The following is a 14,477-nucleotide window of genomic DNA, read 5'->3' as shown; positions in this document are numbered from 1 at the left end:
GATCCGGTAGTTCAGCTGGTTAGAATGCCGCCCTGTCACGGCGGAGGTCGCGGGTTCGAGTCCCGTCCGGATCGCAACTATAGTATCAAGTAGCACAAATGCTGTAGAACATATGTTTTACAGCATTTTTTATATTATCTTAAACTTAACTAATCAAAATCTTAAAGTATCTGGAACTATTTCTAACTCTGGAATACTCAATTATATTCTGTTATTCTTAAGATTTTTTTTATCTCTTTTATACTTTTCTTTTCTCTTGTTTTTATGAAGTTTCATTAGATCTTTATCATTTTTATATAAAACTTTAATGTGATTAATATCTTTTTTATACTCCTCTTCTAATTTTTTGCTTTTATCCTCAACGAAAGCCTTATAAGCGTCATAATGATGATCTCTTTCCAGTATTTCCAGTTGCTTTGGTGTTAAAATGGCGTTGATATTTTTATAAAGATTCATAGAAATCTGTCTTTTTCTATTTCCTTTCTCAATACCGGAGAGATATCTGTTTCTTCCTATGGACTCAAATTTTAGGGCCGCTTCTTTTTTTAAGGCAATAATTTTATTTTTTTGATTAAGGGATAATCCATACTGACTGGAATTTTTAATTAAGAAATCTAGTTGATTATCATTATGATTATTTTGTGCATTTAAAAAAACAACCATAAAAAGACAAAGGAAATTGAAAATTTTATTTTTCATAAATTAAATATTTTAATCGTTGATAGGTATTGCCATAAAATAATTTTCCCGATTATTAGATACAAAAGTATTTGTCTCATTTATCGATCCTGAATAAATATTCTGTTCAAAAGCCATATATAATGTCAGGGTGTCATCGACATTGGGAGTATTAATTACATCAACTAAAATAACTCCGGATGCAAATGCATAATAAACAGATTGTGTCAGCATCGATGATGTACTGGTTGAAACTAATGCTCTTTTTATCCCTCCTGCTGTAGGCGGAGTAGCAGGCATTTTAAAATTATTTTGAGTTAAAATATCTGTACTGCCATCTGCATTGGGATTATAGGTATCTGTTAAAGAAAAGCGGATCCACCCATTGGAAGTAGATGTAGATGCTACAGATGAGAAAATCATCTGGCCAATATAAACCATCCATTTTCCTTTTGAAAGGTTGATGCTTGAGCCTGCAACTGAGCTGTAGCTTCTCGCTCTTTGGTTGCCTGCTGCTGTTCGTACATTTCCTATGATTGTTCCTTTTGCAGAGTGCACAGTGGTAGACAGTTCAGACCAGGTAGCTTTTCCATTCTCATCACTGATCAAAAATTTTCCCGCTCCTTGAGAGCTATCCTGCATTTGAAAAGCACTTCCTGCAGTAGAACCTACCATATGAATTTTTGCAGTTGGTGCGTTAGTTCCGATACCAACATTGCCCGTGTTTCCTTCCAGAAATAGCTGAGGAGAATCTGCGGTTGCTTTTCCTTGGCCATTGGCATAAAAAGCTAAGGAAGAATTGGAAGCTCCTGCTATAATTCGTTTCCATCCCGAAGCCGAACCTCCGATTTCGAAGATATCGTCTGTGGAAGTTCCTGCTCCTCCTCCAGGATAGAATTTAAATTTATTTTCAATATCAAATTTAGCTAGAGGGGTGGTAGTGCCTATACCTACATTTCCTGCTCCTTTAAACCTAAAATTAAAGCTTGCATTATCTATGTCTGTATCTTTGTTTAGGATTCCCCCTAAACTGATATTAGCATTTGTCTTTGTAAGTCCGTTGTCAACAATAATATTTTCTGCTCCATTAGTATTTTCCAGTTTTTGCCACGTAATACCATCAAAATAATAATATCCAATCGCTGTAATATTTGTTCTGTTACCGGCTGTATCACCTCCTGAAATATCTGTGACGTATATTAGAGATCCTTTTTGATCATTACCATAAGTTGCTAAGTTTGCTGTTAATTCTTCTCTTGTAAGACGGGGAGGCTGTAAACCATACGTTTGCAAGTTGTCTATTTTGCCACTTGTATCTTTCCTTATGCTTACATCTAGTGTAGATTTTGGATTTTCAGTATTTATTCCTACTTGTGAATAAGAATAAGTTGACAGTAAAAGATTTAAAAATATAATTTGCTTTTTCATAATTAAAAATTGTTTTGGTTTTGTGTAATTGGTGTTAAAAAAATCTTTTTCCATTTTGTTTGAATGTTTTTGTTTAGGGTAAAATATTTAGTTTGTTTGCATTTATGGATAAGTGAAGAATTATTAGTGTTAAAAAGAATCTTTGAAAACAATTTAGACTTCGTTATTGACCTTCATAAGCTTCCTTGTATGTTTTTGGTTGTACAAAAATATTTTAATAGCTGTTGAAAGACATTATTTTCCTACCCTCATTCACCCTCACGGGTGTTGAAAAGGGTTTTGTCTGAATTGAAAAGTAATTTTATTTTAAATTTATCTTGTTGATATTTAGACTGTTATTTGCTAGTATGCTGTGGGAAATGTATATATGAGCTATCTTTTACCAAAATGGCAGATAAAAATGGATGAATTGGAAAATTTAAATATAACAGTGTAATAAAAAAGAATAAAACAGGATTTTGTTTTGATCATAAAGGATCATTTCTCATAAAAATTATGAAAAATGTACATCAGAAAGAGAAATATTAATTGAAATATTTTTAAATATTTGAAAACCACTTCAGAGAATCATCATCTTTAGAAAGATTTAATTTTTTTCTGATTCTATACTTTCTTCCTTCAATTGCTTTAATAGAAGAATTTGTGTAAACGGCTATTTGCTTTGTACTAAAACCAAGTTTTAGCAACGCACATAGTTTTAATTCTGAAAGCAATATTGTATCTGAAGCTAAATTATTAAGTTTTTGGAAAAAGTCAGGAAAAAACTTCTCAAAATTCTTTATAAATAAAACATCGTTTAAGGATATAGATTCAATAATCTTTTTCAGATCTTTATCGGTAAGATTTTCATTGGCTCTGATTTTTTTTAATCTGAATACTTCATAATTCAATTTTTTTATGAGCATTCTTTTCCTTTTGTTTTTTGCAAGAGCGATATAGTAATCTGACAGTCTTTTGTTAAAAAAGAAATAATTGACGGCGAACAATATCAGAATACAGCTTATATTTAAAATAAGTAATTGGTGGGCATAATTTCCCAGAAAAATGTTTTTTGGAACAAGATTAAAATTATTTATAGCAGACAAATAAAGGTTAAACAGTACAAAAAAAGTAATTAAAACGATGAATTTTTTATCTCTTTTTAAATTAAATAAAATAGGTAAGGAAGAAAGCAGAGGAAAATAAAATAAAAACAGGCCACTTTCTACACCGCAAAAAGAAGAATAATATGTAATAACAATAGTTAACAATATAAGTATGAATGAAATGAAAAATTTATTCTTTTTCAGAGTATTAAAAAAGAAACAAAATATTCCAAAAAAAACAGAAATTGAAAATAGTAAAATAGAATCTCGGGTAAATCCTAAAAAAAATAAATTTGATAAACTGTGTATTTGAAATATCAAAAAAATTATTATAAGATATTGATTTAATAATATAGAATAATCTATTTCGGTATCCTTAGAATTAAAATCTACACCTCTGTAAGAAATAAATCTGAATACTTTTTCTAATAGATTATTAATAAAAAATATTTTACTTTTAATCATAATGTAAATAATAATTTGATTATTCGCCTGCAATAAGAGTATATTTCTGTTGCAAAAGCATCAACGTTTTGTTGTCCACTGATTTTTAAAGTCAGTGCAAATTCAATAAAAATATAAAAAGAAAGAGTTTTGTACTAAATTAAATTTATAAAGTTATTGTCTATAATATGAGATCTAGAATCTATTAAACTAACTATTCTTAGTACCGATTTTTACAAAAATACTTAAAAAATAATGAAAAATTTAATTACTTTTTATTATCAGAAAGATTTTAGTCATTATAAATAGTCTCGTATTATTTCTTTTAAATTGGAATAATATAAATTTTTATCTTTGATAATCTGCTGCTTATGATTTATAATAGAACAGTGAGGTGAAATTTATTTGTAAAAATTAAATAAATATATATCTTTGCAAAAGTTAAAATAAATTGATTTTTCTCAATTTACTTAAAAAAATTGATCCGGTAGTTCAGCTGGTTAGAATGCCGCCCTGTCACGGCGGAGGTCGCGGGTTCGAGTCCCGTCCGGATCGCAAGATCTATTTAAAAACTCTTCAATTTATTTTGAAGAGTTTTTTTGTTTATAACCTTTTTGATAAACAGATTCTATAAGTCTAAAATTATGGTATTTTTGAGGCAACTCTAGAAATAACAATTTAGACGAAAAAATATGGAACATTCAACATCAATAGGAGAGTCAATTTGGACTCAATTCGGTGCAAGCCTTGATATGCTTGAAAATGCAATTGTGATGTGTCCGGAAGAGCATTGGGATACAGAAAGAGAATTTTGGTATACTTCCTACCACTGCATTTTTTGGACAGATTATTACTTAACAACAGACCCAGACAAATTTGTTCCGCCAGCACCTTTTACACTTTCAGAATTCGATCCATCTGGTAAACTGCCAGACACAACCTATACAAAAACTGAAGTGCTTACCTACTTAGAGTATTGCCGACAAAAAGCATACTTACTGACATCAGAATTGACAACAGAAAAATTAAGCGAAAGATGGATCAACGAATACAAAAATTATTCGTTGCTTGAAATTTTGATTTATAATATTAGGCATATTCAACATCATTCGGCACAGTTAAACATGTTTTTAAGACAAACAATTGATAATGCGCCGGGTTGGGTAGGTCAAGCTAAGAAACTTAGTTAGGATTAAGATGAAAAAATAACAATGAGTGAACGAAATACGGGTTTATATCTGTTTCGAGAAAAAATATTTTACTGTTCCAGCCATTTCTTGAATTCTGCAACTCTGTTTTTACTGATGAGTATTACTTCATCACTTTCGGGTTTTACGACAAGTTTTAACTGGTTTTTGCCATACACAAGAATATTATTAATCGCTTTTACATTAATAATAAATTGGCGATTGGCTCTGTAAAATAGTTGAGGATCTAAAGTTTTAATCAATTCATCAAGACTCGAGTTGATCGAATATTGATTTCCTGAGCATGTTTTAATATAAACAATATTATTTTCAAGAAAGAAATAAGCAATATCTGAGGTTTCTAAAGAGATTAATTCATCTTTATGATAAGTAATAATTCTTTTCTTCGAATTTTCGGTTGATTCTTCGCTTGTGAAATTGCTACTATTTTCTCTATGCTTTTCATGAATTAAATGAAGCTGTGTATTGATTGCCGTTAAAGAATTAACTTCATCATTAAGATTTTTAATCTCGTCATTTTTCTGATTCTCGTATTTTTTATAAATCATTCGGATCAGAAAGAAGCTTATTCCGAGAATTGATAAAGTGGCAAGTAGGAATACAATTAAAAAAGTTAAATATAAATCCGAAATCTGCTTTTCGATTACCTCAATATTAGCGTGTGAAGCTACCATCCAATTACTGCCTTCTACAGGATAAAAACTTACAATTTCAGAGGTACGGTTTGAGTTTCTATTAAAATTATGTATTCCAGTGTTAGCTTTTCCAGAATTTAGGATTTCCAGAAAATCAAACTGCTTATCGTTATCTAAAATAAATTCTGAGCTGTTTTTCTCTACTTTACGACCAATTAAAGCTGGGTTGGGATGACAAAGTTCAATACCCTTTTGATTATACATACAAATAAATCCGCTTTGAGTATCTGTATTGACAATGCTATTTTGAAGATTCTGGATGACGGTTTCTTTTGAGATACCTTGTTTAAGTTGTAACTCTAACAATTTACCAATTTCCCTCGCTTCTCTTTTCCCGGCCTCAAACGTACTGTCGAAAACATCTTTTTTAGAAGACGAATATAGGTATTGGAACGAAAAAAAGCTGATAAGTAAAATCACAATACTTATTGCGAGAAAAGTGATGGTATAAAGATTGATCTTTTTCATTGATGATACGAGAATTTCTAATTCGTTTCAAAATTACTCATTTATTCGCAAGAAAATATTCGCTTTTAAGGTCTTATTTTTCCCTTTCATTAATAAATTTATAAGATAAAGTGTTGATTTAGTATAACTTTGATTTCAGAATTTAAATAAACTATAAAATGATTCTCTCATGAAAAATAGAAATAAACTGATCTTGGTTTTGCTTATCGGATTTGTCGGTTTACAGTTTTTTCGACCTGAAGAAATTGATCACGGAACAAAAGCACAAAACCTGACCAATGTTCCAAAGGAAGTCAATGCAATTTTGAGAAGCTCGTGTTTTGATTGTCACTCCTCAGAAACGAATTTAAGATGGTACGATAAAATCACTCCTGCCAATTTTCTGGTTACGTCTCACATTAAAGAAGCTCGCGGAGTATTAAACTTTTCAAAATGGGATTCCTGGCCAAAAGCGCAACAGAATTCAACGATTTATTATGCGATCAACAAAGTTTTGTCCGGTGAAATGCCACTTCCGAGTTATGCAGCAATTCATTCATCTGCAAAATTGAGTCAGGAACAGATCCAAACGTTGAAAAATTATGCTTTATCACTCGCACCTCGTAAAGTTTCGGATGATTCTCAAATAAAAGAAGCAGAAAAGCAGTACAATTCTTGGATAAATGGTGAGTTGAAAAAGCCTCATGTAAAAGATGCGCCGAATGGAATACATTATTTTCCGGATTATCGAAACTGGAAAGCCATCAGCACAACAGATCGCTTTGATAACGGAACGATGCGGATTATTTTTGGAAATGAGATTGCCGTGAAAGCAATTCAGGAGCATAAAGTAAATCCGTGGCCGGATGGGGCAGTCTTTGCAAAAACCGTTTGGAAACAACAGATGGAAACAAATGGAAATATTTCTTCAGGTGAATTTTTAGCAGTAGAATTTATGATTAAAGATGCCGAAAAATATTCAAAAACAAAAGGTTGGGGCTGGGCGAGATGGAAAGGAAGTGATTTAAAACCTTATGGAGGTGATATTCCAAATTTTGAGCAGGAATGCATTGAATGCCATAAGCCTGTCGCAGATCGTGACTATGTTTTTACTCCGCCATTATATTTGATTTCTCAACTTAAAAAAATTAATACAAAATGAAAAACTATAGTTTATATTTAATTTTCGGGTTTTTATTTTTGGTTTCCTGTCAACAGAATACCAAAAATGTTCTCAACGAAGAAGCATCCATTCAGCAAAGTGATGAATTGAAAGAAAATCCGCTTCTGATGAATCCTATCACATCTTCTATTCAGCCGAAGGAAAAGACAATGTCAACGTTGTATGGAAATGATATTGCATTCAATTATGCTAAAACTAATTTTAATTCCAATTATCCCCAAAATGCAGTTCTTTACGAAGTAACCTGGAAGCAGAAATCGGATGAATTATGGTTTGGCGCTAATATCCCAAAAGAGGTAATTTCTGTGGAGAAAATTACTTTTCTGGACAAAGGAGTTAATGTGTACGAAATATTCCAGGGAAAGGCTTTAAAAAGGGTAAAAATGAATGACAAGATCGATTATCAAAGAAAAAATTTAATCCTTTTTCAAAGAATGGCGGTTTCGCCGTAAAGGTTACCACCGTATTTTTACGGTATTTTCATTAAGGATAATTATTATTCCATTTTTAGGTCTGATATTTGTATTGAGTAGAAAAACTAAAAAAGACCAATTTTATTATAATGAACATATCTGTGAAAAAATCATTCCTATACAGCTGTATAATCGCATTATTTTTAATTTCATGTAAAAAAGAAATTGAAAAAATTAATGACACTTTAAAAGATACTTCAAGTTCTACATCAGAAACTCCTGCTGTAAAACAGGATTCCATCAAAAAAGATTCTGTAGTGATGAAAGAATCTGTACCTCCAACCATGCAGGAAACAGGCTTTTATAATGCTTTTATTCTTCCAAAGGATAAAAAAATGAGAGATTCTATATATTCTGAATTCAGCAAAAAGTATAGTGAGAGAGAGCGTTATGCCATTTTAGCTTTAAACAGATTAGATTCAAAAAATAAATGGAATGCCGACACCTTGGTTGTTCCTGCAAAAATAGATACGACTTTGATGTCTTATTCGCCTTTCCCAATGCAGATGGATGTGTTGAGTGGTGTGAAAAAGTTTGTTATTTTTTCTTACCCGATTCAGGCTTACGGTGTTTATTCAAACGGAAGTTTGGTGAAATGGGGCCCGACAAGCATGGGAAAAAAAGCAGCACAGACGACAAGAGGTCTTACGTTTGCCAACTGGAAAAAGAAATTATCCACTTCTACAGTAAGCAGCGAATGGAAATTACCTTATAACTTCAATATTTTCAATACCGGCGGAATCGGATGGCATCAATATGACCTTCCCGGTTATCCTGCATCGCATTCTTGTTTAAGATTGCTAATGAAAGATGCGCAATGGCTGTATGGTTATGCAGATACTTGGGTTCTGAATCCGGGAGGAGCGACTACAAAAGCAAAAGGAACTGCCGTAATGGTTTTCGGAGATTACAAATGGGGCGGAAGAAAACCGTGGAGAAAATTATTGAATGATCCTAATTCCAATAATATTTCTGTAGAAGAAATGAGCAAACTTATTGAACCTAATATTGAGAAAATCTTAAAAGAACAGGCCAATAGAGAAAAAGTAGTGGATTCTATGAAAATGGCAAAAGCACAAATTGAGCAAATGCCGGAGAATCCTAAGACTCTTGCTCCTTAAATATCCTGAATTTTTTCAAACTGTAATGTAGATTCTTCGGCAAATCGTCTGAGTTTCTGCATTTCATATTTGCCTTTGCTTTGCCCGAACCTTGCTGCTGCATACGTTAAAAGTATCAGGAAAATCATCACAAATGAAGCGGGTAATGCCCAAGGATATTCAAAAGTTTTGATTTGTTTTTCTACGTAATACATCGTGAAGAAAACCATCCAGAAGATCGAAAAAGAGAAATATAAGAACATAAAAAATGTCCAGACTGCTGAACTGGGGCCAAAAACCCCACGGATGACGGTCTGTTCGTCTTCTATCTCTATTCTTAATGACAGTCGGGGTTTCCAGTAATTGTCGTATTCAGTTTCAACGCAAATGGTTGCGACTTCTTTGTTGATGTTTCCGGAAAATTCATCTTTATGTTCGGCAAGATATTTCTTTAGATTTTCGGCATATTCTTCCTTGGTCAAATGCGTAAACATCTTGAATCTCGGACGAATTCTTATTTTATCTAATGTTGTTTCTTCGGTTTGCATATTTTTTATTCTTGATAAGGGATAGGATCTTCCAGCTCAAACCTCAACGTTAATTGTGCTGTTTTTCTCTGTACAACAATATTAATTGTTCTTCCTTCGTAGGATTTCATTAGCTCCATGATCTTTTCTAAGGTCATTTCTGAGGTTTTATTTCCATTAATAGTCAATACCTGATCATCTTTTTTAAAGCCAGCTTTCTCGGCAGGAGAGTCTTTTCTCACTCCGGAAATTGAAAATATGGGTTTTAAAGCAAATTTATATTGAAACTTATCTCCTCCTGCAACGAATTCACTGGCAGAACTTGTTGTTTTAGTCGTTTCAATTTTTACAAGGTCTTGCTGCCATTGAAGTCCGTCCTGCTTAAAATCGAGTCCGCTCATATTAAAATGAAAAGGATCGTCAAAATTTCTGTTCTTTCTTAAATATAATTTCTGATTGGGATAATCAAAACCAACCGTAAAACGACGCATGATCTCACCTCCAACAGAACCTTTTCTATCCTCAACCAAATGTACATGCTGAATAGAATATTCATCTGGCATTGCGGTAAGTGGTTTTTCAAACTTAAAATCTCCAAGATAAAAGTTATGAATTCTGCTTCTTTTCCCAAAAATATCTCCATTAAATCCTCTTCCCAAAAAATCCTCAATATTAGGTCTGTTATAAACAAAGTCTTTAATTAGTGCAGGAAAAAGCCAGATAGGATCACTATTTCCGAGGTCAATTAATAATTTTGAACTTTTCTTCTCGTTAGTCATTTCTATATCTGCGTAGATATAAGGTTTACTTTTTTCAATAGTGATGGGAAGTTCTTCTGATTTTCGAACCTTTTTTTGAAACAGATTTTTGTCACTATAAATCGTTATTTTCTTTGAAGCATAATCTATTGAAATCGGATTGTCCTTAAATAAGTGATAGCCAATAACTCCATTCACGGGAATTCCTACATGAGAAGAAATATTGAACTCCTGATTAACAATAATGAAAAGGGTCATCGATTTATTAATGCAGTTCCCCCCAATTACACCGAGGTTTTTTTCAGATTTTAAACCGTCAATACTCAGATCTCCGCCCAAACCAGAAAATTTTATTTTCTCGATATTGGTGAGTTTCATTTCTTTATTTTCTAAACTGAAAAGTAAGGTCTCGGCAACACCAGTATCGAGTAAAAAAGTAAGTTCAACACCGTTTATCGTAACTGGAATAAAGATTAAATTATTAATAAATTTAAAAGGAACAACGGTTTTTTTAGCATCTTTTATTTCAAAACTATTCTGGGCATTTACAAAAATGCTTAGGAATAAAATCATAATAAAATGCAGTCTTTTCATTTACTGAATTTAGTAAAATTATCCGGATTGGAACTAAAAAACATTCCCAATTTTGAGAATGTTTGAATATTTTATAATGAATATTTGTAAACGGTTTATTTTTCGTAAAATTGAATTACTTAGAGAAAAACTCCATCAGATCCATATAATTTTTTTGATTCACGCCATGTCCGCTCATATATTCTCTGAAAGTAAAGTAACAACTCAGATCATACAACAGATCAGCCGCTTTTCTTCCCCATTCTAAAGGAATCACAGCGTCATCACTTCCGTGCGAAACAAAAAATCTAAGGTGTTCCAATTTCTTTTTGTCTTTTACGATGTTGTCCAGAAGTTTTTCTTCAGGAAAACTGCTTAAGCAAGCCACGTAATTGAACATTTCAGGATATTTTAAAGCTAAAGAATAGCAAAGAATACCACCTTGGCTAAATCCACAAAGGTGAGTCTTACTTTCTGTTAATCCATATTTATTTACAATTTTAAGAATGTTTTCTAATACAGCATTCAAAGATTCTTTTGCTTGGTCTGTATCGATGAAATTCTCAGGATTATTAAAATCTATATCAAACCAAGAATATCCTTCAAACTGAGTTTCTCTCGGCGCTCTGAAACTTACGAGGATCCAGTCTGCGGGAAGTGTTTCTCTGAAACTGAAAAGGTCTTGTTCGTTGCTTCCATAACCGTGAAGCATAAAAAGAATAGGAGTATTTGATGAAATGTTCTCAGGTTCTCTTACGATGTAATCTAAATTCATACAACAAAGATAAATAATAAATTATATTACGAAATCCTATATTTTCAAAATTTCGTTTAAAAATTAGATCTTAAAATAAACGTTTTATTATTTGATAATGAGTGTTTTGAATTGTATTTAAATATTAATATACATAATGAAAGAACTGTATGTTGTATTTTTATTGATTTGATATTATTTAGAAATCTTTGTTAGAAAATTTTCATAAAAGTTATTTTTATATTGATAAAAAACCTATATTTGAAACATTAAAAAATCTATTTGGAGAAATGAAGCAATTTTACAACCTTAAAAGTTTACTTAGACTTTCTTTTTTATTCATCGTATTATTTTCAACAATTTCTGTAGTTAATTCATGTAAAAAAGATGACGATGACGAGGAGTTTACTGATCATATCGTTCAGTTTGAAGCAAAAATAGTTCATGGTGGTACAACTGCACCTCCGCCTATCAGTTATTTCAAAACTGTGGTTACTCAGGTAGGAACAAATCAGCAGAACACTTTTAATCCTACAGGTTTAGTTTGGTCTAGCGGAGAGTTTTTTGTAAACTCTAGCCAATCTCAATTGAATTTAGGAGCTAATGCAGAACTTTTAAACACTGATTCTAAGCTTATCATAAGCATTTGGATTGATGGAGAAATTGCAGAAAGCGATACTGTAGTAGGGCAGGGAACAAAAAGTGCTACTATTGCACACAGTTTCTTGGAACTATAAGAGAAAAGTAATTAAATAATTATATTAAAACCATCCTGAAAGGGGTGGTTTTTTTGTTTTGTGCATATTAAATAGTATACTAAAAAGAAGCATTATCTATCAAATAATTATTATTAAATATATTTTAAGAGAATAATTAATTAAATAATTAATTTATACAAGCTGAAAAATTTTAATTAAAATAAATAATTTATAATAAAAAATAAATATCATGACAATTAAATAATTAATAAAATTACAATATAAATATTAAATTTAATATAATTTATCGTTTTTTATTATAATATTAATATTTTATTGTGTGTTTTGATAAAATATGTATATTTGATATGTGTTTTATAACTTTTGATTTTACTAACGAAATACGAATTATTATGAAAAAAAATTTCTTACTCATTGCATTTTGTACTTTTAGTACTACAATATATGCTCAGGTGGGGATTAATACTATTACTCCTGGAACTACATTGGATGTAAATGGTGCAATTACTAACCGTGAAACTGCTGTTGCTGTTGTTGGTAATGCTGTTACTATACCTGCGAATGTAAGCCAGGTACAACTTACCGGATCTGCAACGGGAGGGATAGCTATTACGGCTCCTGCAGCTCCTAATGCAGGACAGCGTCTTATCATTTATAATAACACAACAGGAGGTTTTGCTGCAACCTTGAACGGTAATTCTATTACAAACGGCCAAGCCATGGAATTTGCATATAGTAATGGTAATTGGAGAAGTACGAACGGGGGAGCGAGTGCAGGCAATCCAGCTTGGAATTTACTAGGAAATTCAGGAACCTTACCGGCTACAAATTTTCTAGGTACTACAGATAATCAGGATATGGTTTTTCGGACTAATAATACAGAAAAAATGCGTGTTCAGGCAGGAGGAAATGTTGGTATTGGCACAAGTACTCCTAACAGTATATTAGATTTAGGACCAGGTGTCGTAGATAAGAAACTGGCTGTTTATAATAGCACAGGAGGTACAGATTTTTATGGTTTGGGTCTTAGTGGTGGTCAGCTTAGATTTCATGTAGGTGCTGCTGCTGCCGATGCTGCGGATATGGTATTAAATTCTGCCGGAAGCTTAGGTTTGGCTATTGGAAATGTGAGTCCTACTAATAAACTTACTGTAAATGGTAATTCTTCAATAGGTACAAGTTATACCGGTATTGCGGCTCCTGCTAATGGTATGATTGTGGAAGGTAATGTAGGTATCGGGACAAGTACACCGGTAGCAACTTCTCATATTGTTAATAAAGGAGCAGCAGGTTCTTTTGTTGGTCTTACAGGGTTTGCAAGTAATATTGGTCTTCGTCTGGAAAATAATGTAAACGGAAATTCTGTTATCCAGCATTTCTCTGCCAAAAATACGAGTGGAGCTTCAAAAGATATTGTAATGGGGATTAATCCAATAGGTACATCAGGAAATGGTGTATTTGTTATTGCAAGAGATAATGCATCTGATTTTCTTATAGATTTAGGGAATGGACATACCAGCGTAGGTACTTTCCCGTCTGCAAGTACAAGGCTTGATATAGCTGATAATGCAGGAACCACCGAATTTCCTATTGCCCGTATTTCTAATTTAGCCCCCGTTGCTACAGGTAATAAGGCTATTTTAGGATTTAACTCATACAATGGAGGCGGTGCTACATGGGGTGTTGGGCCGGAGCAATTGAGTGCAAGTACTATTGACAGCCGATTTAATGTATATTATAGTAATGGAGGAAATTATATCCGAAGAATGACTATTGTACCCAATGGTAATGTAGGAATTAACAATACAGCTCCTGCTTATATGCTTGATGTAGTTGGTGACATTAATGCCTCAGGTAGTGTACGTGCGGCAGGTGTTGCGCTTACCTCAGATGCCCGTTTGAAGCGTAATATTAATACTACATCTTATGGACTTAATACGGTAATGGCACTTCGTCCGGTAGAATATGAAAAGAAGAATAGTATAGAAAGTAACGATTATAATCGTCACGAGATTGGGTTCGTTGCCCAGGAGGTTGCCAAAGTAATTCCTTCTATTGTAACTAAAGGAGTTGATGCGGATAAAACACTTGCTGTTTCTTATACAGAGATAATTCCGATACTTACAAAAGCTATTCAGGATCAACAAAAGCAGATAGAATCTCTGGAAGCAAGATTGAAAACGTTAGAAGGAAAAGATAATAAATCTTCTGCAATAGAAGAAAAAAAATAAACAGGTTCATTAAACGAATAATTAACTATTAGATTAACCACCTTTTAGGTGGTTTTTAATTTTCAATCTATGTAGTTTTGTAAACTAAGATAAATTTTGGAGAAGTTTAAGATGGTTTTAAAATAATTTATTTGTAATTATTTATAATCAAAATATTAGCTTCAAGAATACAAA

General features: G+C 32.2%; 13 protein-coding genes and 2 tRNA genes. 8 read left to right on the top strand and 7 right to left on the bottom strand.

What is annotated here, in order from left to right; translation table 11 throughout:
• A tRNA-Asp gene (locus SB689_RS20480) sits at positions 1-74 on the top strand.
• A gap of 127 nt (positions 75-201) precedes the next feature.
• Here the strand turns inward: SB689_RS20480 and SB689_RS20475 are convergent.
• The 3 genes from SB689_RS20475 to SB689_RS20465 all read right to left on the bottom strand — a co-directional run bounded on the left by SB689_RS20475 (position 202) and on the right by SB689_RS20465 (position 3,011).
• Positions 202-699, bottom strand: coding sequence for a hypothetical protein (locus SB689_RS20475; RefSeq protein WP_410693936.1), 498 nt, complete (start codon positions 697-699; stop codon positions 202-204).
• Between the two features lie 12 nt (positions 700-711).
• Positions 712-2,106, bottom strand: coding sequence for a hypothetical protein (locus tag SB689_RS20470; RefSeq protein WP_410693935.1), 1,395 nt, complete (start codon positions 2,104-2,106; stop codon positions 712-714).
• A 539-nt stretch (positions 2,107-2,645) separates the two neighbouring features.
• Positions 2,646-3,011: a helix-turn-helix transcriptional regulator gene (locus SB689_RS20465; protein WP_410693934.1), complete on the bottom strand. Its 366-nt coding sequence runs from the start codon at positions 3,009-3,011 to the stop codon at positions 2,646-2,648.
• A 1,105-nt stretch (positions 3,012-4,116) separates the two neighbouring features.
• On the opposite strand from SB689_RS20465, the gene SB689_RS20460 reads away from it, so the two are divergent.
• Together SB689_RS20460 and SB689_RS20455 are read left to right on the top strand one after the other, a co-directional pair.
• Positions 4,117-4,190 (top strand) — tRNA-Asp (locus SB689_RS20460).
• A 137-nt stretch (positions 4,191-4,327) separates the two neighbouring features.
• Positions 4,328-4,825: a DinB family protein gene (locus SB689_RS20455; protein WP_410693933.1), complete on the top strand. Its 498-nt coding sequence runs from the start codon at positions 4,328-4,330 to the stop codon at positions 4,823-4,825.
• Between the two features lie 68 nt (positions 4,826-4,893).
• On the opposite strand, the gene SB689_RS20450 is transcribed toward SB689_RS20455, so the two are convergent.
• Positions 4,894-6,006: a LytTR family transcriptional regulator DNA-binding domain-containing protein gene (locus tag SB689_RS20450; RefSeq protein ID WP_410693932.1), complete on the bottom strand. Its 1,113-nt coding sequence runs from the start codon at positions 6,004-6,006 to the stop codon at positions 4,894-4,896.
• Positions 6,007-6,175: 169 nt separating this feature from the next.
• Here SB689_RS20450 and SB689_RS20445 point away from each other — a divergent pair, with 169 nt between their 5' ends.
• The 3 genes from SB689_RS20445 to SB689_RS20435 all read left to right on the top strand — a co-directional run bounded on the left by SB689_RS20445 (position 6,176) and on the right by SB689_RS20435 (position 8,762).
• Positions 6,176-7,147: a heme-binding domain-containing protein gene (locus SB689_RS20445; protein WP_410693931.1), complete on the top strand. Its 972-nt coding sequence runs from the start codon at positions 6,176-6,178 to the stop codon at positions 7,145-7,147.
• Positions 7,144-7,620 (top strand): hypothetical protein, encoded by a 477-nt coding sequence (locus SB689_RS20440; protein WP_410693930.1) that lies wholly within the window; start codon positions 7,144-7,146, stop codon positions 7,618-7,620. The genes SB689_RS20445 and SB689_RS20440 overlap by 4 nt, the downstream gene beginning before the upstream one ends.
• 110 nt (positions 7,621-7,730) lie before the next feature.
• Positions 7,731-8,762 (top strand): L,D-transpeptidase, encoded by a 1,032-nt coding sequence (locus SB689_RS20435; RefSeq protein ID WP_410693929.1) that lies wholly within the window; start codon positions 7,731-7,733, stop codon positions 8,760-8,762.
• Here the strand turns inward: SB689_RS20435 and SB689_RS20430 are convergent.
• The 3 genes from SB689_RS20430 to SB689_RS20420 form a co-directional block, all read right to left on the bottom strand.
• Complete coding sequence (locus SB689_RS20430; RefSeq protein WP_410693928.1) at positions 8,759-9,289, bottom strand: hypothetical protein; 531 nt, start codon at positions 9,287-9,289, stop codon at positions 8,759-8,761. The genes SB689_RS20435 and SB689_RS20430 overlap by 4 nt on opposite strands.
• A gap of 5 nt (positions 9,290-9,294) precedes the next feature.
• Positions 9,295-10,620, bottom strand: a complete 1,326-nt coding sequence (locus SB689_RS20425; protein ID WP_410693927.1) for a PDZ domain-containing protein — start codon at positions 10,618-10,620, stop codon at positions 9,295-9,297.
• A 115-nt stretch (positions 10,621-10,735) separates the two neighbouring features.
• On the bottom strand, positions 10,736-11,374 hold the full coding sequence (locus SB689_RS20420; protein ID WP_066750972.1) for an alpha/beta hydrolase: 639 nt from the start codon (positions 11,372-11,374) through the stop codon (positions 10,736-10,738).
• 269 nt (positions 11,375-11,643) lie between these two features.
• On the opposite strand from SB689_RS20420, the gene SB689_RS20415 reads away from it, so the two are divergent.
• Both SB689_RS20415 and SB689_RS20410 read left to right on the top strand, forming a co-directional pair.
• Positions 11,644-12,090, top strand: coding sequence for a hypothetical protein (locus tag SB689_RS20415; protein ID WP_410693926.1), 447 nt, complete (start codon positions 11,644-11,646; stop codon positions 12,088-12,090).
• A 374-nt stretch (positions 12,091-12,464) separates the two neighbouring features.
• Positions 12,465-14,303 (top strand): tail fiber domain-containing protein, encoded by a 1,839-nt coding sequence (locus SB689_RS20410; RefSeq protein ID WP_410693925.1) that lies wholly within the window; start codon positions 12,465-12,467, stop codon positions 14,301-14,303.
• Positions 14,304-14,477 lie beyond the last annotated feature (174 nt).

This window comes from Chryseobacterium sp. SIMBA_038 (assembly GCF_046535115.1).
Classification (GTDB): domain Bacteria; phylum Bacteroidota; class Bacteroidia; order Flavobacteriales; family Weeksellaceae; genus Chryseobacterium.
The sequence above is the reverse complement of the archived record's forward strand: the minus strand, read 5'-3'. Positions and strand labels throughout refer to the sequence as shown.